This is a genomic window from Ruegeria sp. F5, from assembly GCF_056533845.1.
Map to the genome: position 1 here is coordinate 39,727 of NZ_JBQFOU010000017.1, position 22,677 is coordinate 62,403.

20 protein-coding genes are annotated in these 22,677 nt (G+C 62.1%); 13 read left to right on the top strand and 7 right to left on the bottom strand.

Translation table 11 applies throughout. The features are described from left to right. Positions 1 to 39: 39 nt before the first annotated feature. Entirely contained in the window at positions 40 to 600 is a 561-nt protein-coding gene (locus tag ACR0K1_RS20365) for an invasion associated locus B family protein (RefSeq protein ID WP_480851755.1), read from the bottom strand. Positions 601 to 764: 164 nt separating this feature from the next. Between ACR0K1_RS20365 and ACR0K1_RS20370 the strand changes: the two genes are divergently transcribed. Then, the gene (locus tag ACR0K1_RS20370) at positions 765 to 2,429 is read left to right on the top strand and encodes a SulP family inorganic anion transporter (protein WP_480616255.1); all 1,665 of its coding nucleotides are present in this window, start codon (positions 765 to 767) and stop codon (positions 2,427 to 2,429) included. A 142-nt stretch (positions 2,430 to 2,571) separates the two neighbouring features. Here the strand turns inward: ACR0K1_RS20370 and ACR0K1_RS20375 are convergent, their stop codons facing one another. After that, on the bottom strand, positions 2,572 to 3,177 hold the full coding sequence (locus tag ACR0K1_RS20375; RefSeq protein WP_480616253.1) for a flavin reductase family protein: 606 nt from the start codon (positions 3,175 to 3,177) through the stop codon (positions 2,572 to 2,574). Positions 3,178 to 3,249: 72 nt separating this feature from the next. On the opposite strand from ACR0K1_RS20375, the gene ACR0K1_RS20380 reads away from it, so the two are divergent. The 5 genes from ACR0K1_RS20380 (at position 3,250) to ACR0K1_RS20400 (ending at position 6,313) form a co-directional block, all read left to right on the top strand. Further along, positions 3,250 to 3,744, top strand: a complete 495-nt coding sequence (locus ACR0K1_RS20380) for a GNAT family N-acetyltransferase (RefSeq protein ID WP_480616251.1) — start codon at positions 3,250 to 3,252, stop codon at positions 3,742 to 3,744. A 53-nt stretch (positions 3,745 to 3,797) separates the two neighbouring features. Beyond that, positions 3,798 to 4,541: an EcsC family protein gene (locus ACR0K1_RS20385; protein ID WP_480616249.1), complete on the top strand. Its 744-nt coding sequence runs from the start codon at positions 3,798 to 3,800 to the stop codon at positions 4,539 to 4,541. A 140-nt stretch (positions 4,542 to 4,681) separates the two neighbouring features. Continuing rightward, on the top strand, positions 4,682 to 5,143 hold the full coding sequence (locus ACR0K1_RS20390; RefSeq protein ID WP_480616247.1) for an NUDIX hydrolase: 462 nt from the start codon (positions 4,682 to 4,684) through the stop codon (positions 5,141 to 5,143). 72 nt (positions 5,144 to 5,215) lie between these two features. Next, entirely contained in the window at positions 5,216 to 5,671 is a 456-nt protein-coding gene (locus tag ACR0K1_RS20395) for a DUF1178 family protein (protein WP_480616245.1), read from the top strand. A gap of 3 nt (positions 5,672 to 5,674) precedes the next feature. Further along, positions 5,675 to 6,313 carry an SDR family NAD(P)-dependent oxidoreductase gene (locus ACR0K1_RS20400; protein WP_480851756.1) on the top strand — a complete coding sequence of 213 codons (639 nt, stop codon included), beginning with the start codon at positions 5,675 to 5,677 and terminating at the stop codon, positions 6,311 to 6,313. Here the strand turns inward: ACR0K1_RS20400 and ACR0K1_RS20405 are convergent. Next, the gene (locus tag ACR0K1_RS20405) at positions 6,307 to 6,663 is read right to left on the bottom strand and encodes a hypothetical protein (protein WP_480616242.1); all 357 of its coding nucleotides are present in this window, start codon (positions 6,661 to 6,663) and stop codon (positions 6,307 to 6,309) included. The two genes, ACR0K1_RS20400 and ACR0K1_RS20405, sit on opposite strands and share 7 nt — an antisense overlap. A gap of 163 nt (positions 6,664 to 6,826) precedes the next feature. On the opposite strand from ACR0K1_RS20405, the gene ACR0K1_RS20410 reads away from it, so the two are divergent. From ACR0K1_RS20410 to ACR0K1_RS20435, 6 genes are all read left to right on the top strand, one after another. Beyond that, positions 6,827 to 8,065 carry an aspartate kinase gene (locus tag ACR0K1_RS20410; RefSeq protein ID WP_480616240.1) on the top strand — a complete coding sequence of 413 codons (1,239 nt, stop codon included), beginning with the start codon at positions 6,827 to 6,829 and terminating at the stop codon, positions 8,063 to 8,065. Between the two features lie 47 nt (positions 8,066 to 8,112). Further along, a complete protein-coding gene (gene ptsP / locus ACR0K1_RS20415; protein ID WP_480616238.1) occupies positions 8,113 to 10,356 on the top strand; it encodes a phosphoenolpyruvate--protein phosphotransferase in 2,244 nt (747 codons plus the stop codon). Positions 10,357 to 10,580: 224 nt separating this feature from the next. Then, entirely contained in the window at positions 10,581 to 12,026 is a 1,446-nt protein-coding gene (gene zwf / locus ACR0K1_RS20420; protein WP_480851757.1) for a glucose-6-phosphate dehydrogenase, read from the top strand. Positions 12,027 to 12,028: 2 nt separating this feature from the next. Continuing rightward, a complete protein-coding gene (edd, locus tag ACR0K1_RS20425; RefSeq protein WP_480851758.1) occupies positions 12,029 to 13,834 on the top strand; it encodes a phosphogluconate dehydratase in 1,806 nt (601 codons plus the stop codon). A 4-nt stretch (positions 13,835 to 13,838) separates the two neighbouring features. Beyond that, complete coding sequence (locus ACR0K1_RS20430; protein ID WP_480616232.1) at positions 13,839 to 14,471, top strand: bifunctional 4-hydroxy-2-oxoglutarate aldolase/2-dehydro-3-deoxy-phosphogluconate aldolase; 633 nt, start codon at positions 13,839 to 13,841, stop codon at positions 14,469 to 14,471. Positions 14,472 to 14,522: 51 nt separating this feature from the next. Continuing rightward, positions 14,523 to 15,734: a pyridoxal-phosphate-dependent aminotransferase family protein gene (locus ACR0K1_RS20435; RefSeq protein WP_480616230.1), complete on the top strand. Its 1,212-nt coding sequence runs from the start codon at positions 14,523 to 14,525 to the stop codon at positions 15,732 to 15,734. A gap of 59 nt (positions 15,735 to 15,793) precedes the next feature. Here the strand turns inward: ACR0K1_RS20435 and ACR0K1_RS20440 are convergent, their stop codons facing one another. After that, positions 15,794 to 16,903: a pyridoxal phosphate-dependent aminotransferase gene (locus tag ACR0K1_RS20440; protein WP_480616228.1), complete on the bottom strand. Its 1,110-nt coding sequence runs from the start codon at positions 16,901 to 16,903 to the stop codon at positions 15,794 to 15,796. Positions 16,904 to 17,033: 130 nt separating this feature from the next. Between ACR0K1_RS20440 and ACR0K1_RS20445 the strand changes: the two genes are divergently transcribed. Next, positions 17,034 to 17,816, top strand: a complete 783-nt coding sequence (locus tag ACR0K1_RS20445; protein ID WP_480616226.1) for a crotonase/enoyl-CoA hydratase family protein — start codon at positions 17,034 to 17,036, stop codon at positions 17,814 to 17,816. Here the strand turns inward: ACR0K1_RS20445 and ACR0K1_RS20450 are convergent, their stop codons facing one another. From ACR0K1_RS20450 to ACR0K1_RS20460, 3 genes are all read right to left on the bottom strand, one after another. After that, on the bottom strand, positions 17,817 to 18,149 hold the full coding sequence (locus ACR0K1_RS20450) for a DnaJ family domain-containing protein (RefSeq protein ID WP_480851759.1): 333 nt from the start codon (positions 18,147 to 18,149) through the stop codon (positions 17,817 to 17,819). A gap of 39 nt (positions 18,150 to 18,188) precedes the next feature. Then, positions 18,189 to 19,352, bottom strand: a complete 1,164-nt coding sequence (locus ACR0K1_RS20455) for a benzoate/H(+) symporter BenE family transporter (protein ID WP_480851760.1) — start codon at positions 19,350 to 19,352, stop codon at positions 18,189 to 18,191. Between the two features lie 143 nt (positions 19,353 to 19,495). Further along, complete coding sequence (locus ACR0K1_RS20460; RefSeq protein ID WP_480851761.1) at positions 19,496 to 22,657, bottom strand: valine--tRNA ligase; 3,162 nt, start codon at positions 22,655 to 22,657, stop codon at positions 19,496 to 19,498. Positions 22,658 to 22,677 lie beyond the last annotated feature (20 nt).

Here is a 22,677-nt window from a genome sequence, read left to right on the forward strand (position 1 = left end):
ACAGATTTGTGTGGTCTGGCCCGCGCTTTGGCAAGGGGTCTATTCGGTCCGGCCCGGCAGATTGCGCACCTGCGACTGCGTGTTGAAGTCCGCCCAGGCTTTGTCAAACCCGTCCAGCGGCCAGGTCAGGTCTCGTGGCTGCCCGTGGCGATCCCGAAACACAAAGCGATAGGCATCACCGGTCAGCATCGCATCAACGATTTCTTCCGCTCGGTCACCTTCGAACACGCAACTCAAACCGGTCAGACACCCCGGTCGCCGGGTGCGCCAGACGACCTCATCACCGCGATCAATGCGAAAGCCCGAGGGTGAGAAAAGCGTGCCCGGCTCCATCCCGAATTCAATCCTTGTGCCCTCGGGTTCGGGCGTGATGAACATGAACTGTGCCGCAAATTTCGGCCGCCCCGAAAAAACATCGACCCGCCGGATGTAGCAGCGCTGCCTCAATGCGCCGCCTTCTTCGCGCTCATCGCAGATCGAGGTCCAGATGCCGAAAACCTCGTGATGGGTCACGCGCCAGTTTCCCGGCGTGTCATTGCCTTGTAAATCCTGCGCAAATGCAGGCAGGGCACCTAACAAAAGCAGGGAGATCCAGCGCATGCGCCACAATTGCCCCCCGTGCGGCGGCAGACAATTCACGATGTTGCGAGGCTACGCTATGCGGCATGCGCATGGCTGCATCCCGCTTGCTGCAGTAGCTCAGGTAAGTCTTGCCCGCTAAGTAAGCCCATTCGCGCGAACATACCGACCTATAGGACTGTCCAATGCCCCGAGCCTTGCTGGCAAGCTTTGCCAATCGTCTTGCTATTCCCGATCTGCGCTGGTCGCCGGACGAGGGGCTGACCCTGTCCCGCCTGCGGATCGAGCTTCTGTCGGGGCTGACCGTCGCGCTTGCGCTGGTGCCCGAGGCCGTGGCCTTTGCCTTTGTAGCTGGTGTGCATCCGCTGGTTGGCCTCTATGCGGCCTTTCTGGTCGGCCTGATCACGGCGCTGATCGGGGGCCGTCCGGGCATGATTTCAGGCGCAACCGGGGCGCTGGCGGTCGTGATGGTGGCGCTGGTGGCGCAGCACGGCGTCGAGTACCTGTTCGCGACCGTTGTTCTGATGGGCATTCTGCAGGTGATCGCAGGCGCGATGCACTGGGGCCGGTTCATCCGGCTGGTGCCGCATCCGGTGATGCTGGGCTTTGTGAACGGTCTGGCCATCGTGATCTTTCTGGCCCAGATGGGCCAGTTCAAAGTCCCTGGAACAATGGAAAACACCGGCCACGGCATGGGCGGCGGAGAGTGGCTGTCGGGCATGCAGCTTTATACCATGCTGGGTCTTGTCGCCCTGACCATGGCCGTGATCTGGGTCATGCCGCGCATCACGCGCGTTGTGCCCGCGCCTCTGGCCGGTATCGTCGTTGTGGCAGCGCTGGTGATCGGGTTCGGGCTGGACGTGCCGCGCGTTGGTGATCTGGCCTCGATCGAAGGTGGTCTGCCTGCGTTCCACGTCCCGATGGTGCCGCTGAACTGGGAAACCTTCGAAATCATCCTGCCCTACGCCGTCATTCTGGCCGCCATCGGTCTGATTGAATCGCTGCTGACCCTGAACCTTGTGGGCGAAATGACCGGCAAGCGGGGCGGGGCGTCTCAGGAATGCATTGCGCAAGGCACAGCCAATGTCGTCACGGGTTTCTTCGGGGGCATGGGCGGCTGCGCCATGATCGGTCAGTCGATGATCAACGTGAAATCCGGCGGGCGTACCCGGATTGCTGGTGTGTCTGCGGCTCTCTTCCTGCTGGTTTTCATTGTTCTCGACTTTGACACACCTCTTGGAATTGTGTCGATTCCTGCGCTGATCGAGCAAATCCCGCTGGCCGCGCTGGTCGGCGTGATGTTCATGGTGGTGATCGGAACCTTCGCCTGGAACTCGTTCAAGATCATGCGCAAAGTGCCCCTGACCGACGCTTTCGTCATCGTTCTGGTGACGGTCGTGACCGTGATGGAAGACCTGGCAGTCGCCGTGGTTGTGGGCGTCATCGTCTCGGCGCTGGCCTATGCCTGGAACAACGCCAAGCGCATCCATGCGATCACACGCGAGTCCGAGACCGAAAAAGGCGCCAAAGTGTATGAAATCCAGGGACCACTGTTCTTCGGCTCGTCCGAAGGGTTTGTCGAGCTGTTCGATGTGGCCGACGACCCGGAAACGGTCATTGTCGACTTTGCGGACAGCCGCGTGGTGGACCAATCGGCCTTGCAGGCCATCGAAAACATCGCCGCGAAATACGAGGCTGCAGGCAAGCGGGTGATGCTCCGCCATCTCAGCCGGGATTGTCACAAGCTGCTGAACAAGGCCGGACACCTGATGGTCGACAGCGATGATGACCCGGATTACGAGCTCGCCGTGGATTACTCGGTCCGCACCGGCATTCTGGGTGGCCACTGAGGCTTTTTGCGAGGCTCCGCCTCGCGCTCCGGGATATTTTTAGCCAGATGAAGTGCGGATCCCCTGCTTCATCTGGCCAATAAAAATCCCGGGGGAGTCGCGGCTTGCCGCGGCGGGGGCAGAGCCCCCGATTGCAGCGCATTCAATCGTCTGGGCGGCTGAGGCTGAACAGATCGTTCACCACCGAATAGTCCCTATAGCCCAGCCGCGCCAACGGTCGGAATGAGGTGACGTCGAACTTCCCGTCGCGCATATGGTCATCGTGCAGGTGAATGCCTGTCACTTCGCCAAAGGCGACCCTGTTGTGCTCACCGGGCAGTGTCACGATCCGGGTCAGTTTGCATTCCAGCGACGCGGGTGCCCCCTTGATCCGGGCGCAGGGGATGGTTTCGCATTCCACCGGGATCAGGCCGGCATGGGCGAACTCGTCGATATGTTTGGGCAGGCCCTCTGAACTGGCGTTCATCGCGTCGCGATGGGCGTGGGCCACGACGTTGACGCAGAACACACCCGTCGCCTCGATATTGGCGAGGCTGTCCTTGCCGCCATCCTGATCGTGCTTCGTCCCGGTTGAGGCGAACATGACCTGGGGCGGCGTGTAGGCGACCCCATTGAAAAACGAATAGGGCGCCAGATTGTTGACCCCGTCCGCGTCGCGGGTCGAGATCCACCCGATCGGGCGGGGTGTGATGATGGCATTGAACGGGTTATGCGGCAGGCCGTGACCGTCTTCGGGGCGATAGAACATCTGATCTCCAAGCGTTTGCCCAAGGCGTATCGAAGTGCTAGGGCGATTGCCAGCAAGGAAAAGAGGGCCAGGGTGCAGCAGTTCGGGATCAGGCCGGAAGAGCCGGATGATTGGTGGGAGGTCGAAGCCCTGTACGACCTGTGCTTTGCGCCCGGGCGCGAGGCGCTGTCGTCCTACCGACTGCGCGATGATGTGCCGCCGGTTGCAGATCTGTCTCTGGTGGCGCGTGACGGGCAGGGCATCCTGGCGGGCGCGATCCGATTTTGGCCGGTCCATGTCGGTGCGCATGATGCGCTTCTTCTGGGTCCGGTCGCGGTTCACCCCACGCATCAGGGCGAAGGGCTTGGCGGATATCTGATCCATGCCGGTGTCGAAACCGGTCGCGAGCTGGGCTGGCAGCGGGTCATGCTGGTCGGAGATGCCCCTTATTATCAACGCTTTGGCTTTTCGCCCCTGCGGGGGGTCGAGATGCCGCCGCCGACGAACCCGGACCGTGTTCTGGGATTGGAACTGATGCCCGGTGTCTGGTCCGGAATTCAGGGCCCCGTCACACGCTGGACCCGCTGACCTATTGAAACCGCCGCGCAAAGCGCCGATGTCTAAAGGACAGGAGGGCGCATATGCAGGACATTGTTCTTGTCGACAAAGTGGATGCCGACGCCGAATTGGATCGTCTGGCCGAACACTATCGATCCGCTGGCGGGGCAGGGATAAAACTGCTGAACCGGCTGGGCGGATCGGCTGAATCCTTGCTGGAGCAATTGCCGGAACCGGTGCGAAACGGCCTGACCGGCGCGACAGAACAGGCGCTGTGGTTTGCTGTTCACGCCGCGCAGGGCTCGCGCCGGGCTGTTCCCGACCAGCAGCCGTGGGTGAACACCGCCGTCACGACCGCCATGGGCGCGGCCGGGGGGCTTGGAGGTGTCTCGACCGCATTGATGGAGCTTCCTGCGACCACCACGATGCTGTTGCGATCCATTCAAGGCGCCGCTGCGCGGGAAGGCTTTGATCCGGCTGAGGAAAATGTGAAATTCGACTGTGTTCAGGTGCTGTCTGCGGCTGGCCCGCTGTCCTATGATGACGGGGCCGATCTGGGGTTCTATTCTGTACGCCTCACGCTGACCGGACCGGCGATGCAGCGCCTGATCGCTGCCGTCGCGCCGCGCCTGTCGATCGTTCTGGGGCAAAAACTTGCAGCGCAGTCGGTGCCCGTTTTAGGGGCGCTTGCCGGTGGCGGCACGAATTACGTCTACACGCGGTACTATCAACAGATCGCGCGGGTGCATTTCGGTCTGCGGCGCTTGGCGATGGATGCCGATATTCCGCATGACGATCTGGTGAAAAAGTTGGCGACCCGTATGTGAAACGGCACTGCCCGCCCAATCGTCAGTCTTGGCCCAGTCCGCATCATGTGGTATGCATTGTATAGCCGACCGCAAAATAACTCCATAAACAGCGGTTCGGTGGACAGGCATTGTTACCATTCGAAAGGCGTCTCGGCGGCATGAACGCAAGGCTTTCGCCCAACCAGTTGCTCAAATCCGGGGGTGTTCCGGTTTTGCCGCAATCGGGCGCTTTGTGTTACCGCCTGAAACGGGGACGGCCCGAGGTTCTTTTGGTCACCACACGACGCTCGGGGCACTGGATTATTCCCAAAGGCTGGCTGATTGACGGGCTGAGCCCGGCCCAGACCGCCACGCAAGAGGCGTGGGAAGAAGCGGGTGTCGTGGGTCAGTGCGGCTTGGGCGCTGTGGGCCAGTTTGCCTATCTTAAACAGCGCTGTAATCCGGGTGCGGCGCTGTGTCTTGTGGATGTATTTCCGTTATACGTGCAATCTCTTGTCATTAATTTTCCGGAACGGGGCGAACGAAAACGCAAGTGGTATTCGCCTAAAAAGGCTGCGCAAAAGGTCAGATCGTCGGAACTTGCTGAAATTTTGCGCGGTTTTCGGCCATATACGAACTAGGCTGCCGCCAGACAGGCTTGATATTAGTGACCCGGTCGGTATCTATTCGGCAACCGACATTTTGGACGGAACATGATTCAATACGCGTTGAAATGCAGCGAGGGCCATACTTTCGACAGTTGGTTCCAATCGGCTGAAGCCTACGACAAACTGGCTGCTGCGCGCATGGTGACATGCGCGGTCTGCGGCTGTTCGCAGGTGGAAAAGGCGATCATGACACCACGCGTTCGTCCTGCGCGCAAAGGCAAGGCGCAGCCCGAGGTGGCGCAGACCGAGCCGCAGGATATCTGCGTGGCGACGCCGTCATCCCAGGTTGAACAGGTGCTGGCCGAATTGCGGCGCAAGGTGGAAGAAAACTCGGACTACGTCGGCAAGGACTTTGCCAGCGAAGCGCGCAGGATTCATCTGGGCGAAGCACCGGACCGTTTGATTCACGGCGAAGCAAAGCCTGATGAGGCCAAGGCCCTGATTGAGGACGGTGTGCCTGTCGCGCCATTGCCCTTCATCCCCAGCCGGAAGACGAACTGATCCATGCATATCGTGATCACCGGTGCCAATCGCGGAATAGGGCGGGCTTTGGCGGATCAATACCGTGCGCAGGTTCATGACGTCACCGGAACCGCCCGCGATGACAGCGCGCAGGTCAGGCTTGATGTGTCCGACCCGGACCAACAGGTCGCGATGGCCGAGCAGCTACAGGCCCGGCCCGTGGATCTGCTGATTTGCAATGCAGGTGTGTACCTGGACAGACATCAAAGCATTGAAGGTTATCCCGCCGACATGTGGGCGCAAAGCTTTGCGACCAACGTGACCGGCGTGTTTCTGACAATTCAGGCCTTGCTGCCCAATCTGCGGGCGGCGCATGGCAGGATCGCGATCCTGTCGTCGCTGATGGCATCGCATACCCGCGCGCCCGGCGGCAGCTACATGTACCGCGCCTCAAAGGCGGCGGCGCTCAATCTGGGGCGCAATCTGGCGACTGACTTGCGGGCTGACCGGATTGCGGTTGGCATCTACCACCCCGGATGGGTGCAAACCGATATGGGCGGATCAGGGGCGGATATACATGTGGATCAGGCTGTTGCCGGTCTGGTCGACAGGTTCGCGGCCCTGTCGCTGGAAAACACGGGCTGTTTCGAAAACTACGATGGCCAGCCCCACCCCTACTGAGTGTTCAGCGCGGCTTTGGGCAGCTCATACACTTCACCGGGTTCGATGAAGATGACAATCAGATCGCCGCGGGTTTCGTGGAGGAGTTTCGAGGTCGAACTGCTGGATTCCGGCACGCCATCTTTGAAATAGATATTGCGGACATTCCCGGCGCCGATCGCCACGGCCAGAGTTGCGGTTCCATCGTCGTGACGGCGCAGTTCGGCGTGGCAGCTTTGCAGCGGATCGCCCGCATTCGCGGCGCAGGGAATGGTGCCCAGCGCGTTCTGGCCATCGGTTGCTGTCAGGCTTGCGACCTGCGCCAGGGCGGGGGACGACATCAGGGCAAAAGCGGCGGCAATACGGAGCATGAACAACCTCTTGGATGAATTCTGCCGATAAGCTGGCATTCCACCCGCGCATTGTAAAGCCGCGCCTTGGCTCAGGCAGGGTTTCATTGCGCCTTGCTCTTGCGGCCCCCCTCGCATAAGAGGCTCAGGACTTCAAATCCAAGGCGCGGAGACACTTGCCCCCATGCCCGTACTCGTGATGAAATTCGGTGGCACATCGGTTGCCAATCTTGACCGCATCCGCCGCGCGGCGAAACGCGTGGGTGTCGAGGTGGCCAAGGGATACGACGTGATCGTCATCGTGTCGGCAATGTCGGGGAAGACCAATGAACTGGTCGGCTGGGTCGACGAAACCTCGCCTTTATATGACGCGCGTGAATATGATGCGGTTGTGTCCTCGGGCGAAAACGTCACCGCTGGTCTGATGGCGCTGACGCTGCAGGAAATGGACGTGCCGGCGCGCAGCTGGCAGGGCTGGCAGGTGCCCCTGATGACCACCAGCGCCCATTCTCAGGCCCGGATCGAAGAAATCCCGACCAACAACATAAGCCAGAAGTTCGACGAAGGCATGAAGGTTGCCGTGGTCGCAGGCTTTCAGGGGATCAGCCCCGAGGGCCGTATCACCACGCTGGGCCGGGGCGGGTCGGATACGACAGCCGTGGCCTTTGCCGCCGCGTTCGGGGCCGAGCGCTGCGACATCTATACCGACGTGGACGGGGTCTATACCACCGATCCGCGCGTCTGTGGCAAGGCGCGCAAACTGGACCGTATCTCGTTTGAAGAGATGCTTGAACTGGCCTCGCTGGGGGCCAAGGTGCTGCAAACCCGCTCGGTCGAGCTGGCGATGCGGTACAAGGTGAAACTGCGCGTTCTGTCGAGTTTCGAAGAACAATCCGACAAGGCCGGTACGCTGGTCGTCGATGAGGAGGATATCATGGAATCCAATGTTGTGGCCGGTGTGGCCTATTCCCGCGACGAAGCCAAGATGACTGTTGTATCGGTGGCCGACCGCCCCGGCATCGCCTCGACCATCTTTACCGCGCTCAGCGATGAAGGCGTGAATGTCGACATGATCGTCCAGAACATCTCGGACGAAGGGCGCACCGACATGACCTTTTCCTGCCCGACCAATCAGGTGGCCCGTGCCGAAAAGGCGCTGCTGGCGATCAAGGACAAGGGCGAGTTGAACTATGCCGAACTGGTTGCCGACGAAGACGTCTGCAAGGTGTCCGTCGTAGGGATCGGCATGCGCTCGCAATCCGGTGTGGCGGCCAAGATGTTCAAGATTCTCTCGGATGAGGGGATCAACATCAAGGTCATTACAACCTCCGAGATAAAAATTTCCGTTCTTGTTGATCGGAAATACATGGAACTTGCGGTTCAGGCGCTGCATGATGCCTTTGAACTGGACAAGGCGGCCTGAGCAATTTCTGCCAAAGGTCTCGCCTGACGCACTAATTTGGGTGGGCCATGGCGGACGGCACCGAAACTGAATCCCGCAAGCTGCTGGGGCGGCTGCGCGAAGAGATGGCGAGCGAGGCCGCCGGTCAGGAGCGTCTTGACCGGATCACGCATCTGATTGCCGACAGCATCCGGGCCGAGGTCTGCTCGATCTACCTGTTCCGCGACGAAGACACGCTGGAGCTTTGCGCAACCGAAGGCCTGTCGCCCGAGGCGGTGCACAAGACGCGGATGCGGTTGGGCGAGGGGCTGGTGGGCCGCGTCGCCCAATCCGGTAAAGTGGTGAACACCGCCGACGCGCCCTCGGCAAAGGGGTTCCGCTATATGCCCGAAACCGGGGAAGAGCGGTTTTCCTCGTTCCTTGGCGTGCCGGTTCAGCGTCTGGGCGAAAAACTGGGCGTTCTGGTGGTGCAATCCCGCGAGGCGCGCCAGTTCTCGGCCGATGAGATTTATGCGCTGGAGGTTGTCGCCATGGTTCTGGCCGAAATGGCCGAACTGGGGGCTTTTGTCGGCGAAGGCGCCGCTCTGTCGCCCCTTCACCAGCAGTCGGTCCAGTTCAGCGGCGGTCCGGCGCAGGAAGGCTCGGCAGAAGGCCATGTCTGGCTGCATGAACCCCGCGTCGTTGTCACCAACCCGATTGCCGAAGATCCGCACCGCGAACGCGAACGCCTGACCGAAGCGGTCGAGGAGTTGCGCGTGGGCGTGGACAAGATGCTGGAAATCTCGCAGGGCGGCGACAAGGAACAGCTTCAGGTTCTGGAAGCCTATCGGATGTTCGCCAACTCCAAAGGCTGGATGCGCCGGATGGAAGAGGACATCGCGCTGGGCCTGAGCGCCGAGGCGGCGGTGGAAAAGGAACAGTCCCAGGCCCGCGCCCGCATGGAGCAGGTGACGGACCCGTATCTGCGGGAGCGGCTGGCCGATCTGGATGACCTCAGCAACCGGCTTTTGCGCATCCTGACCGGGCAGGGCAATACCAATGGGGCCGATCTGCCGCCGGACCCGATCCTGATCGCCCGCAATATCGGCCCCGGCGATTTGCTGGAATATGGCCGGTCGCTGAAAGGCATCGTGCTTGAGGAAGGCTCGGTCGGCAGCCACGCGACCATCGTGGCCCGAGCGCTGGCGATTCCTCTGGTGGTTCATGTGGGTCGGATCACGACCGAAGCGCTGAATGGTGACCACATTCTGGTCGATGGCGATCAGGGTGTTGTCCACCTGCGCCCCGAAGACACCGTGGTCAACGCGTTCCGCGATAAGATCGCGATGCAGGCCAAGGCGCAGGAACGCTATGCCTCGATCCGGGAAACGCCCTGCGTGACGCGGGACGGGGCGCGGATCAATCTGGTGATGAATGCGGGTCTGATGGCCGATCTGCCCTCGCTGGGCCATTCCGGGGCCGAAGGGGTCGGCCTGTTCCGGACCGAGTTGCAGTTCCTCATCCGCAACCAGATGCCCAAACGGTCCGAGCTTGTGACGCAATATCAGCGCGTGCTGGACGCGGCAGGCGACAAGCGTGTGGTGTTTCGCACGCTCGACATTGGTTCGGACAAGGTGCTGCCCTATATGAAGCATGTGGCCGAACCGAACCCGGCGCTGGGATGGCGTGCCATCCGCGTCGGTCTGGACAAGCGCGGCGTCATGCGGATGCAGCTACAGGCGCTGATCCGCGCCGCCAATGGCCGCCCGCTGACCGTGATGTTTCCCTTCGTTGCGCAGGCCGATGAGTTCCGCGAAGCCCGGTGGGAGGTCAAGAAGACTATCGAACGCGAGCGTCGTCTGGGCCACGTCCTGCCCGAAACGCTCGAGGTCGGGGCGATGCTGGAAACCCCGTCGCTGGCTTTCGCGCCGCAGAAATTCTTTGACGAGGTCGGCTTTATATCGATCGGTGGCAACGATCTGAAACAGTTCTTCTTCGCTGCCGACCGGGAAAACGAGCTGGTACGTCGCCGGTATGATACGCTGAATGTCAGTTTCCTCAGTTTCATCGAACGGATCGTGGAACGCTGCGATATCTCGGAAACGCCGCTCAGCTTCTGCGGCGAAGACGCAGGCCGCCCGGTCGAGGCGTTGTGCCTTGCCGCGATGGGCATTCGGACGTTGTCGATGCGTCCGGCCTCAATCGGGCCGGTCAAAAGCCTGTTGCTGCGGTCGAACCTGCAGGATGTGCGCAAGATCATCGCCGATGCCCGCCATCGCGGCGAGCAATCCGTGCGCCCGGCGGTGATGGACTGGCTGCGCACGCAAACCTGACCTGCGATGCCTGAAACTTTCAAAGTTTCAGGCCCGGTTTCTTTTCAAGAAACCGCCAGTGCCAGGGATCAAAGGATCGCGCAGCGAAATCCAGGCTTGATTTTTACCTCCGGGTTTCATATCCACACGATGAATGTTAGCGATAACATATACGCAACGCCTCAACCTTACACATTCGGGCTGCCCGCTGCTAAACAGGGCAAACCCCGAAAAGGAGCCTCGCCATGGTTTCACGCGTCATTCCGGTAAATCCGTTCGACCTCGTGCTGTTTGGCGCGACCGGCGATCTGGCGCAGCGGAAAATTCTGCCGGGGCTGTATCACCGGTTCGAAGGGGGCCAGATGCCCGAGGCGGCCCGGATCATCGGCACCGCGCGTTCGGACATGGACAGCGAGGCCTTTCGCGAACAGGTGCGGACCTCGATGAAGGAATTCGCACCTAGTTTTAAACAAGAAACGCTCGACCGGTTTCTAGGCTGCGTCGAATACGTCCCCGTCGACGCGATCGGAGATGCGGGGTGGGATACGCTGAGAACCACGCTGCGCGACGATACGGTCCGGGCCTTTTATCTTTCGGTCGGGCCGAGCCTGTTCTCGGGCATTGCCCAGCGTCTGCATGACCACGGGATGGCCACGCCCGACAGCCGCATTGTGGTCGAAAAACCTTTCGGTCACGATCTTGCTTCGGCCAAGGCCCTGAACGAAGGGTTGCGCGCCTGTTTCGAAGAACATCAGATTTACCGGATCGACCATTACCTGGGCAAGGAGACCGTGCAGAACCTGATGGCCCTGCGCTTTGCCAATTCGCTGTTCGAACCGCTCTGGAACGCGACCCATATCGACCATGTTCAGATCACTGTGGCCGAGACCGTTGGTGTCGAAGGGCGCGGTGCCTATTACGATCAGTCGGGCGCAATGCGGGATATGATCCAGAACCATCTGGTGCAGCTGCTGTGTTTGACGGCGATGGAGCCGCCCTCGAAATTCTCGCCCAATTCGGTGCGCGACGAAAAGGTCAAGGTGATCGAAGCGCTGGAACCGGTGGAGCCCAAGGATATCGCGCGCGGGCAGTATCGCACCGGCAAGGGCGGGGACGGGTATCTCGACCATGTCGACAACCCCGCCAGCCGCACCGAAAGTTTCATCGCACTGAAGGTCCATCTGGGCAACTGGCGCTGGGCCGGGGTGCCGTTCTACCTGCGCACTGGCAAGCGCCTGCGGGCCCGCGAATCCGAGATTGCGGTGTTCTTCCGCGACCCGCCGCACACGATCTTTCCCAATGTTGGTCCCTTGCGCGGCAACGTGCTGGTGATCCGCCTGCAACCGGACGAGGGCATCACCCTTCGCACCACGATTAAGGAACCGGGGCAGGGCGGTTTCCGCCTGTCCGATGTGGCGCTGGACATGAGTTTTGCCGACGCGCTGGGCGACGACTCGCAATCGCCTGACGCCTATGAAAGGCTGATCATGGACGTGATCCGCGGCGATCAGACCCTGTTCATGCGCGGGGATGAGGCCGAGGCCGCCTGGGCCTGGGTCGATCCCATCATCCACGGCTGGGAAGAACGCGGTGACAAGCCCGCGAAATATGATCAGGGCAGCTCGGGCCCCGAAGAAGCATTGATGCTGATGCATCGGGATGGACGCCGCTGGCGTCAGATCGGAGGATAATCATGGTTCACAACGTTATCGCCGACGTCACTCAACGTATCATTGACCGCAGCGCGGACTTGCGCGGCCCGCATCTTGAGCGGATGGAGCAGGCCAAATCCAAAGGCCCGGCGCGCGCGCATCTGTCCTGCAGCGGTCAGGCTCATGCCTATGCCGGGGCGGGCGAAGACCAGCAGTCCATGGCAACCGGCACAGCAGGTAATCTAGGCATCGTCACGGCCTATAACGACATGCTCTCGGCCCACCAGCCGTTCGAACGCTACCCCGCCCTTATCCGCGATGCGATCCGCGCGGCGGGCGGCACCGCGCAGGTTGCGGGCGGCGTGCCTGCCATGTGCGACGGGGTCACCCAAGGCGAAGCGGGCATGGAACTGTCGCTGTTTTCGCGCGACGTGATTGCCCTGGCGACAGGCGTGGCGCTTAGCCACAACACCTATGACGCCGCAGTGTTCCTTGGCGTCTGTGACAAGATCGTCCCCGGCCTGATCATGGGGGCGCAGGCCTTTGGTCATCTGCCCGCCGTCTTCCTGCCCGCCGGTCCGATGACCAGCGGTTTGCCGAATGACGAAAAGGCCAAGGTCCGCCAGAAATTCGCCGCCGGTGAAGTGGGCCGCGAGGAACTCATGGCCGCCGAGATGGCCGCCTATCACGGCCCCGGCACCTGCACCTTCTACGGCACCGCCAACACCAACCAGATGCTGATGGAGTTCATGGGCCTGCACCTGCCGGGCTCCAGCTTCATCAACCCCAACACACCCCTGCGCGATGCCCTGACCGAGGAAGGCGCCCGCCGCGCCCTGTCGCTGAGCGCGCTGGGCAACCACTATACGCCGGTTTGCCAGATTCTCGACGAACGCGCCTTTGTGAACGGTATCGTGGGGCTGATGGCGACCGGAGGTTCCACCAACCTGCTGATCCACCTGATCGCCATGGCGCGCGCCGGTGGTATCGTGCTGGATTGGGAAGATTTCTCGGACATCTCCGCCGTGGTGCCGCTGGTCGCGCGGGTCTATCCCAACGGTTTGGCCGATGTGAACCATTTCCACGCGGCCGGGGGGCTGGGCTTTGCCATTGGTACCTTGCTCGAGGACGGGCTGCTGCACCCCGACACGCTCACCGTCGCGGGACAGGGCCTGCACAACTACACCAGGGAACCCAAGCTTAAAGACGGCGAACTGGTCTGGGAAGAGGGCGCAGGCCACAGCCTGAACGACAAGATCGTTCGCCCCGCCAAAGATCCGTTCCAGCCTACCGGAGGCCTGTCGCGCTTGACCGGCAATCTGGGCACAGGCGTTATGAAAGTCTCGGCTGTCGCGCCCGAGCATCAGGTGGTCGAAGCGCCGGTGCGCGTCTTCCACGATCAGGAAGATGTGAAAGCCGCCTTCAAGGCCGGAGAGTTCACGGGCGACGTCATTGTTGTCGTCCGCTTCCAGGGCCCCAAGGCAAACGGAATGCCCGAGCTTCACTCGCTGACGCCCATCCTATCGATCCTGCAGGGCCGGGGCCAGAAAGTGGCGCTGGTCACCGATGGCCGCATGTCCGGCGCGTCCGGCAAGGTGCCCGCTGCCATCCATGTCTGCCCCGAGGCGCTGGATGGCGGTGCCATCGCCTGTCTGCAAGACGGTGACATCCTGCGCGTCGATGCGGTGAAGGGGGAGTTGGAAATCCTGACCCCCGGCGTGCTGGACCGTGCCCCGGCCACCGCCGACCTGACGGCCAACCAGCACGGCGTCGGCCGCGACCTATTCGGAGCCTTCCGGCAGAATGTCGGTTCCGCCGACACCGGTGCCAGCATTTTCGGAGTGTAACCCTATGTCCAAAACCCAACGCACCCGCGAGATTTGCGCGCTGGCCCCGATCGTTCCGGTCCTGGTGGTCGATGACGTAACCCACGCCCGCCCGCTGGCCGAAGCCTTGGTTGCCGGTGGCCTGCCTGCGCTCGAGGTTACCCTGCGCACCCCCGCCGCGCTGGATGTGATCCGCGCCATGGCCGATGTGCCGGGCGGTGTTGTCGGTGCAGGCACGCTGGTCACAGCCGAAGACGTCCGCGCGGCCAAGGAAGCGGGCGCACAGTTCGGGGTCTCACCCGGCGCAACCGATGCCCTGATCGCGGCCTGTGAGGCCGAAGGCCTGCCGCTGCTGCCCGGTGCAGCGACGGCCACCGAGGCGATGGCCCTGCTGGAAAAGGGCTATGACATGCTGAAATTCTTCCCCGCCGAGGCCTCGGGCGGCGCGCCCGCCCTGAAAGCCATCGGCGCGCCGCTGCCGCAAATCACCTTCTGCCCGACGGGTGGCGTGTCTCCGTCGAACGCGCGCGACTACCTGTCGCTCTCCAACGTGATCTGCGCTGGCGGCAGCTGGGTTGCGCCCAAACAGATGGTGCAAAGCGGCGACTGGTCCGGGATCGAAACGCTCGCGCGCGAGGCCGCCAGCCTGATGGATTGACGCCAAAGGCCGACGCGCTAGGGTAGGCCTCAAGTCAAACAGGTTGCCCTCATGACAAATCAAATCTCCCTCGCGCAGGGGCGCGAGTATCTGGCCATCCCGGGCCCTTCGATCATGCCCGATGCGGTGCTGCAGGCGATGCATCGCCCGTCGCCCAATATCTATGACGGCGAGCTGATCGAGATGATGCCCGCCCTGCTGCAGGACCTGCGCCGCGTCGCCCGCACCGAACACAACGTTGCCATCTACATCGCCAACGGCCACGGCACGTGGGAGGCCGCGCTGTCCAACGTCATCGCCCCCGGCGAAACCGTGCTGGCCCCGGCGTCGGGCCGGTTCACCCATGGCTGGGCCGACATAGCGCAAGGCATCGGAGCGCAGGCCCAACGGATTGATTTTGGCCTGTCCTCACCATGGGATTTCAACCAGATCGAGGAGGCGTTACGCGCTGACACGGAACATAAGATCAAGGCGGTCCTCGCCGTTCATGTCGATACCTCCAGTTCAATACGCAACGACATCCCCGCCTTGCGCGCCTTGCTGGATGACCTGAACCACCCGGCGCTGCTCATGGCGGACTGCATCGCCTCACTGGGCTGCGACCGGTTCGAGATGGATGCCTGGGGCGTCGACGTCACCGTCACCGCCTGCCAGAAGGGCCTGATGACGCCGGCGGGCATGGGTTTCGTCTTCTTCAACCAAAAAGCTCAGGCCAAACGCGCGGCAATGCCCCGCGTCTCGCAATACTGGGACTGGCAACCCCGCGCCAATCCCGAGCTGTTCTACCAATACTTCAACGGCACCGCGCCGACCCACCACCTCTACGGCCTGCGGGCCGCGCTCGACCTGATTCATGCCGAAGGGATCGAGCATGTCTGGGCGCGCCACGAACGCCTCGCCCGCGCGATCTGGACCGCCTGCGAGATTTGGTCCGAAGGCGGCGCGCTGTACCTCAACGTGACCGATCCCGCCCACCGCAGCCACGCCGTCACCGCCTTGCGCCTGACCCAAGGCCGCGGCACCCCGCTGCGCAGCTACACCGAGCGTCAGCTTGGCCTGACGCTGGGCATCGGTCTGGGGATGGAGGACTGGGACGGCTGCTTCCGCCTCGGCCATATGGGCCACGTGAACGCCCAGATGGTGATGGCGATGCTGGGTGGCATGGAAACCGCCATGGCCGCCCTGAACATCCCTCGCGGCACCGGCGCGCTCGAGGCCGCCGCCGCAACCCTGGCCAGCGGATCTCCTGCTTCATCGGGCTAAAAATATCCTCGGGGGAATCGCGCCACAGGCGCGATGGGGGCAGACAGCCCCCGCACCGGTCAGCCAGCCCGCGCTGCGCGCAGGGCTTTGGGCAAGGCCATAGCAAACGCGTCCAAATCGGTTTTGGTCCCACAACTCACCCGAATACACCGGTTCTGAGGGGCTGCAAACGGCATGCGCACAAACACGCCCTGTGCCACAAGCGAATCCAGTACCGCTTTGGCAAATGCCCCGTCTTTCCCGCAGTCAATCGCCACGAAGTTGGTGGCGGACGGCAGTGGCTGCAACCCGATTTCACGCGCGATCTGAGCGATGCGGTCGCGGGCCTTTCGGATGTTACCCTGCACCTGTGTCAGCCAGCCCTGATCCTGCAACGCGGCAAGCGCCCCGGCCTGAGCCGCCCGGTTCATTCCAAAGTGATTGCGAACCTTGTTGAAGGCCGAAATCAGATCGGGCGCGCCCATCGCGTATCCCACGCGGGCGCCAGCCATGCCGTACACTTTTGAAAACGTGCGCATCCGGATCACCCGGGGATCATCCGCTGAAACCGGTAACGCCGTGCCCTCGGGCGCGCATTCCAAATAAGCTTCGTCCAGAACCAGCAGGCAACCATCGGGCAGCGCGTCCATCGCGACCACGATATCCGCGCCACGATGCCAACTGCCCATCGGATTGTCGGGATTGGCGAGGTAGACCAGCTTGGCGCCCACATCAGCAGCTTTGGCAAACAGGGCGGATGGGTCTTCATGGTCGTCCACATAGGGTACCTTTTGCAGAACCCCGCCATAGCCCGCCACATGGTAGTTGAACGTCGGATAAGCCCCGTCCGAGGTCACAACCGCATCGCCCGGTTCCACCATCAGCCGCACCAGATAGCCCAGCAACCCGTCAATCCCTTCGCCCACCACGATATTCTCTGGCCTCACCCCATGATGGGCGGCCAGCGCATGGCGCAGATCGTGGTTCTCGGGGTCGCCATACATCCAGATATCACCCGCCGCCCGCTGCATTGCCTCAACGGCGCGGGGCGAGGGGCCGAACACGCTCTCATTCGCGCCCAGCCGCGCAACGAAGGGTGCGCCGCGCTGCCGCTCCTGCGTTTCGGGGCCGACGAAGGGAACGGTTGCGGGCAGGGATCGGGCAAGCGGGGTGTAGCGGGGGCCAGTCATGTGGGCAGATAAGCGCAAGGTGTCGATCCGGGCAAGTCCCGCGCGCAATGGCGGTTTGCCCTGACGTCGCAGTGGAACTTGACCCGGCTTTCGGGTCATTGTTGATGAAACGAAGTTTGGGAGGTCCCGCATGGCGCGCGTATCCGTTGAATACAAAGATCACATTGCCCACGTCACGCTGACCCGCGGCGACAAGATGAACGCGCTGGACGATGCAATGATCAAAGCCATCCTGTCTGCCGGGCAGGAGGTCGCGGCCTCGGACGCCCGCGCCGTGGTCCTGTCGGGTGAGGGCAAAAGCTTCTGCGCCGGTCTCGATATGGCCAGCTTTGCGTCGATGGCCCAAACGGACCCGACCGAATGGCTGATGGCCCGCAGCCATGAGGACGCCAACGAGATGCAGGAACTGGCCCTGATCTGGCGCCGCGTCCCGGTACCCGTGATCTGCGCCATTCAAGGCGTGGCCTATGGCGGCGGTCTGCAAATCGCGCTGGGGGCCGATATCCGTATCGCGCATCCCGAGGCGAAACTGGCGGTGATGGAGATGAAATGGGGCATCATCCCCGACATGGGCGGAATGATCTTGCTGCCCGAACTTGTCCGCTCGGACGTGCTGCGCCTGCTGACCTATACCGCCCGCCCAATCGGCGCGCCGCAGGCCGCCGATTGGGGGCTGGTCACGAGCCTTTCGGACGATCCGCTGACCGAGGCTTTGGCCCTGGCCGAGACCATTGCGGCACAAAGCCCCTCGGCCATCCGCGCCGCGAAACGTTTGATCGAGGTGGCCGAGTCGAAATCACGGGCCGAGGTTTTGCTGGAAGAATCCGCCGAGCAGGTCGAATTGATCGGCAAGCCGGACCAGATGGAGGTGATCGCAGCCCGGATGCAGGGCCGGAAGCCCGAGTTCAAATAGCTATCGCAGGAAAGCCCGCCGCGCGTCGCGGGCCATGTTGTAACGCATCTCAAGATCGGCGATGTTCGACATCGCGGCTTTGCGCTCGGCGGGGTCCGTCAGGGTCGCATAGGCGGTGCGTGCAGCATCCAGTTCTTTCTTGATGCCGAACTCTTCTGGCAGAACGCCCGCCTGCGCCATGATCCGGTGCCCGGCTGCAATCGCCGGATCGGTCTGCGCCTCAGCTGATCGGTCGGGCAGGGGTTTTCCTTCGCCGTCCAGCCCGTCGAACTGGCCTTCGGTCTGTGCCTTCCTGATCTGGCGTTCAACCAGTTTTCCGAGCGATCCAAGCATATGCGGAATATAAGAAGTGTTGGCGCAATTTGAAAGTCGCTAGCGCGCCTTGTGTGAAACCAGATAGGCAATGCCCCCGGCCAACAACCCCCAAACCGCCGCCCCCAGACCGAACACGGTGATCCCGGACGCCGTGATCGCAAATGTCAGGATTGCGGCCTCGCGCTCTTTTGGAATTTCCAACGCGGCGAAGGTGGCATTTGCCATCACGCCGATCAGAGCGACCCCCGTCAGCGTTCCCATCAACAGCGGGTCCGCGTGGGCGGCAAATCCGGTGATGGCCACGGCGAAGACACCGAACAGAGTGTAGAACACCCCGGCCATGACGGCTGACCAGTACCTTTGCGCCGGGTCAGGGTGGCTGTCGGGATTCGAACACATCGCGGCAGTAATGGCCGCAAGGCAGGTGGCCGGAGCGCCAAAGGGTGCCGAGATCAGGCTGGCCGCACCAACTGACGAGAACAGCTTGCCCGGGTGCGGCGTGTATCCGTAGCTGCGCATGACCGCGATGCCGGGGATGTTCTGTGTGGCCATGGTGACGATGAACAGCGGCAGCCCGATCCCGATGGCCGACGCCAGCGAAAAGCTCGGCATGGTCCAGACCGGGGCCGCAAGGTAGTGTTCTGGGCGCACCGAGGTATCTCCGGCATTGAAGATCACAACCAGCGCGGCGGCAACCACTGCGGCGGGCACGGCGAACAGGCGGTTCAGACGGCCTGCGATGAACCATGTCAGGATCACGGGCAGGGCCTGCCAGGGCAGCGCGACGGCGGCTTTGAAAGGTACGATGCAGAGCGGCAGCAACACCCCGCCCAGCATGGCCTGCGCCAGCGTGGTCGGGATTGCCGCCGCCAACCGCCCCAACGGTTTCCACAGCCCGGCAAGAACTGTCAGCGCACCGGCGCAGAGAAACGCGCCAATCGCGCCCGAAAACCCTTCGGCCGGGGTTGCCGATACGGCCAGCAAAGCCGCACCCGGTGTGGACCACGCAACGCTGACGGGCTGCCTGTACCACAGGCTGAGGGCGATGGCTGCCAGCCCCATGGCGATGGCGGCGCTCATCAGGCCCGAGGCTGCCTCGGACGGCGATGCGCCCATAGCCGCCAGCCCCTGCAACACGATGGGAAAGGAACTGAAAAAACCGACTACCGCAACGACAAGCCCGGTTGAGACGGTTTGCATCGGGGGGAAAGTCTGCGCCATCGGTCCCTTTGGGGTTGCTACCCGCACTTGCTAACAATCGTGAGGGGCGGTGAACAGGGCAAATGGCTGACCCGGCAGACAAAAACCCCGCCGGGGTGCGCGCGGCGGGGTTCGGGATTTGAGTATTTTTGAAAAGATGAAGATCAGGCGATTTCGGCCAGACGGGCGAGGGCCTCATTCAGTTTCGCTTCTTCCTCTTCGCGGGCGGCGAGGTTTGCTTTGGCTTCTTCGACCACCTCTTCCGGGGCCGAGGCCACGAATTTGGGGTTGTTCAAGCGCCCGCGCAACCCGCCGAGTTCCTTGGCCAGTTTGCCCTTGGCTTTTTCGAGCCGTTCTTTTTCTGCGCCGATGTCGATGATATCCGCCAGCGGCAGGCCGAAAGAGGCTCCGGGGGCAGCGATGGAGATGGTGCCCTTGGGCAACTCATCAGCCTTGGTCAGGCTGTCGATCCGCGCGAGGCGTTTGATCAGCGCCTCGTTGCGGTCCCATGCGGCCTGACCGTTGGCGTCGATCGCAGTCACCAGCATCGGCACGTAGAGGCCCGCCGGAACCCGCATCTGCGCGCGGGCCGAGCGGGTGTTTTCGATCACCGAGATCACCCAGTTCATCTCGCGATCCGCATCGGCGTCGATCAGGTCGGCGGCAGCGTAGGTTGGCCAGTCGGCGTGGACCACCATTTTCGCGCGGTTACCGGTCAAGCCCCAGAGCTCTTCGGTGATGAAGGGCATGATCGGGTGCAGCAGGACCATGCACTGATCCAGAACCCAACGCATGGTTGCGCGGGTTTCGGCCTGTGCCTCAGTATCATCGCCTTGCAGCAGGGGTTTGGACAGTTCGACGTACCAGTCGCAGACTTTACCCCAGACAAAGGCGTAAAGCCCGTTGGCCGCGTCGTTGAAGCGGTAAGTTTCCAGCGCCGCATCAACCTCTTCCCGCACACGGGCGGTTTCGCCGATGATCCAGCGGTTGACGGCGGCTTTGGGTTTCAGATCGGCCACGTCCAGTTGTGGGACGGCGTCGGTAAAGACCTCATTCATCTCGGCAAAGCGGACGGCATTCCAGAGCTTGGTGCCGAAATTGCGATAGCCGGTGATGCGTTCGCGGGACAGTTTCAGCACACCGCCGATGGCCGCCATCGAGGCGTTGGTGAAGCGCAGCGCGTCGGCGCCGAATTCGTCCACGATTTCCAGCGGGTCGATAACGTTGCCGGTGGTCTTGGACATCTTCTTGCCCTTCTCGTCACGGACGAGCGAGTGCAGGTAGACTGTGTGGAACGGAACCTCGTTCACCACGGCCAGTTGCATCATCATCATTCGGGCGACCCAAAAAAACAGGATGTCCGCGCCGGTGATCAGCACGTCCGTTGGGAAGTAGCGCTTTAGCTCCTCGGTCTGCTCGGGCCAGCCCAGCGTGCCGATGGGCCAGAGCCCGGAGGAGAACCACGTGTCGAGGACGTCGGGGTCGCGCCAAACGGGATAGACCAGCGTGGTGGGGTCTTGTTCAATTGCATATTGAGCCAGGCTTTCAGCGAATTGATGGATCGCTTCCTGCTTGTCTGCGACTTCGATGACTGTCGCGTGGCTCAGCGGGCTGGGAATGTTTGCATTGTCGTCGAGGAATTTCTCTGTGACGGCTTCAAGGTTTGCCGCGCATTCCATGACATTGCCACGATGCAGCATGCCGCCTTCATTCAGCAAACGCCCCAATTCAACCAAATCAAGGTCGCCATCGTTTTCGTCATCCTTGAAGTTCTCAGCCGACAGATCGAGCCCATACCAAACCGGAATCTGATGGCCCCACCACAATTGGCGCGAGATGCACCAGGGCTCGATGTTTTCCAGCCAGTGGTAGTAGGTCTTCTCGCCCGATTCCGGGATGATCTTGACCGTGCCGTCCTTGACCGCATCCAGCGCGGGGCCGACGACCTTTTCGGCATCAACGAACCATTGGTCGGTGAACATCGGCTCGATGACCACTTTCGAGCGGTCGCCAAAGGGCTGCATGATCGGTTTGCTCTCGACCAGCGGGACCAGCTTGTCCGCGCCCTCATGATCCGGCTTCAATGCGGTCGAGCCCAGACGCGGATCATCCGCGCGGGTCATCACGGCCAGACCGTCAGCCGTGATTTCCTCAACCACTTTCGCCCGCGCCTCGAACCTGTCGAGGCCGCGTAGATGATCGGGGATCAGGTTGATCGCGTCGATCTCATTCTCGGTGAACTCGCGACCGCGCGCGTATTCCTGTGCCTTGCCAGCCTCATCGGCGTAAGGCGCGCCATCGGCCCGCATCGCGCCTTTGGTATCCATCAGGCGGTACATCGGAATGCCGCCACGCTTGGCCACCATGTTGTCGTTGAAATCATGCGCGCCGGTGATCTTCACCGCGCCCGAGCCGAAATCGGGGTCCGGATAATCATCGGTGATGATCGGAATCTGACGGCGATGCTCTTTCGGACCAACCGGGATTTCGCAGAGTTTTCCAATAATTGGCGCATACCGTTCATCTGACGGATGAACCGCGACCGCACCGTCGCCCAGCATGGTCTCGGGGCGCGTGGTTGCAATCGAAATATAATCCCGCTCTTCGCGGAAGATCACATTCCCATCTTCATCTTTTTCCAAATACTCATATGTCTCACCGTCGGCCAGGGGGTACTTAAAGTGCCACATATGTCCGGCGACTTCGATATTCTCGACCTCGAGATCCGAAATCGCGGTCTCGAAATGCGGGTCCCAGTTGACCAAACGCTTGCCGCGATAGATCAGACCCTTTTCGTACATGTCGACGAAAACCTTGATCACCGCGTCGTGAAAATTCGCAGAATTTTCGTGCCCGGTGCGCGGGTCACGCGGCGCGCCTGCCATGGTGAAGGCGTTGCGCGACCAGTCGCAGGACGAGCCCAGCCGTTTCAACTGCTCGATGATCGTGCCGCCGTATTCACCTTTCCATTCCCAGACCTTGTCCAGAAACGCCTCACGCCCCAACTCGCGGCGGCTGGGTTGCTGGGTGGCCGCCAGCATCTTTTCCACCTGCATCTGCGTGGCGATGCCCGCGTGGTCCTGACCGGGCTGCCACAGCGTGTCGAAGCCGCGCATCCGGTGCCAGCGGGTCAGAATGTCCTGCAGTGTGTTGTTGAAGGCGTGGCCGACGTGCAAGGCACCCGTCACGTTGGGCGGCGGGATCATGATGGTAAAGCTTTCATCGCGCGAACGGTTCGCGCCTGCCTTGAAGGCTCCGGCCTCTTCCCAGGCCTTGTAGATGCGGGCCTCGGCCTCGGCCGCGTTGAATGTCTTTTCCATCGCCATGGGATGCGTCCTGCGTCAAC

Bases quoted from the DNA above. Each gene is read 5' to 3' on its own strand.
- ACR0K1_RS20370 (WP_480616255.1), top strand. From the start codon at position 765: ATGCCCCGAGCCTTGCTGGCAAGCTTTGCCAATCGTCTTGCTATTCCC.
- ACR0K1_RS20450 (WP_480851759.1), bottom strand. From the start codon at position 18,149: ATGCTTGGATCGCTCGGAAAACTGGTTGAACGCCAGATCAGGAAGGCA.
- ACR0K1_RS20400 (WP_480851756.1), top strand. From the start codon at position 5,675: ATGCATATCGTGATCACCGGTGCCAATCGCGGAATAGGGCGGGCTTTG.
- ACR0K1_RS20375 (WP_480616253.1), bottom strand. From the start codon at position 3,177: ATGTTCTATCGCCCCGAAGACGGTCACGGCCTGCCGCATAACCCGTTC.
- ACR0K1_RS20435 (WP_480616230.1), top strand. From the start codon at position 14,523: ATGACAAATCAAATCTCCCTCGCGCAGGGGCGCGAGTATCTGGCCATC.
- zwf (WP_480851757.1), top strand. From the start codon at position 10,581: ATGGTTTCACGCGTCATTCCGGTAAATCCGTTCGACCTCGTGCTGTTT.
- ACR0K1_RS20430 (WP_480616232.1), top strand. From the start codon at position 13,839: ATGTCCAAAACCCAACGCACCCGCGAGATTTGCGCGCTGGCCCCGATC.
- ACR0K1_RS20445 (WP_480616226.1), top strand. From the start codon at position 17,034: ATGGCGCGCGTATCCGTTGAATACAAAGATCACATTGCCCACGTCACG.
- edd (WP_480851758.1), top strand. From the start codon at position 12,029: ATGGTTCACAACGTTATCGCCGACGTCACTCAACGTATCATTGACCGC.
- ptsP (WP_480616238.1), top strand. From the start codon at position 8,113: ATGGCGGACGGCACCGAAACTGAATCCCGCAAGCTGCTGGGGCGGCTG.
- ACR0K1_RS20365 (WP_480851755.1), bottom strand. From the start codon at position 600: ATGCGCTGGATCTCCCTGCTTTTGTTAGGTGCCCTGCCTGCATTTGCG.
- ACR0K1_RS20440 (WP_480616228.1), bottom strand. From the start codon at position 16,903: ATGACTGGCCCCCGCTACACCCCGCTTGCCCGATCCCTGCCCGCAACC.
- ACR0K1_RS20395 (WP_480616245.1), top strand. From the start codon at position 5,216: ATGATTCAATACGCGTTGAAATGCAGCGAGGGCCATACTTTCGACAGT.
- ACR0K1_RS20460 (WP_480851761.1), bottom strand. From the start codon at position 22,657: ATGGCGATGGAAAAGACATTCAACGCGGCCGAGGCCGAGGCCCGCATC.
- ACR0K1_RS20455 (WP_480851760.1), bottom strand. From the start codon at position 19,352: ATGGCGCAGACTTTCCCCCCGATGCAAACCGTCTCAACCGGGCTTGTC.
- ACR0K1_RS20410 (WP_480616240.1), top strand. From the start codon at position 6,827: ATGCCCGTACTCGTGATGAAATTCGGTGGCACATCGGTTGCCAATCTT.
- ACR0K1_RS20385 (WP_480616249.1), top strand. From the start codon at position 3,798: ATGCAGGACATTGTTCTTGTCGACAAAGTGGATGCCGACGCCGAATTG.
- ACR0K1_RS20390 (WP_480616247.1), top strand. From the start codon at position 4,682: ATGAACGCAAGGCTTTCGCCCAACCAGTTGCTCAAATCCGGGGGTGTT.
- ACR0K1_RS20405 (WP_480616242.1), bottom strand. From the start codon at position 6,663: ATGCTCCGTATTGCCGCCGCTTTTGCCCTGATGTCGTCCCCCGCCCTG.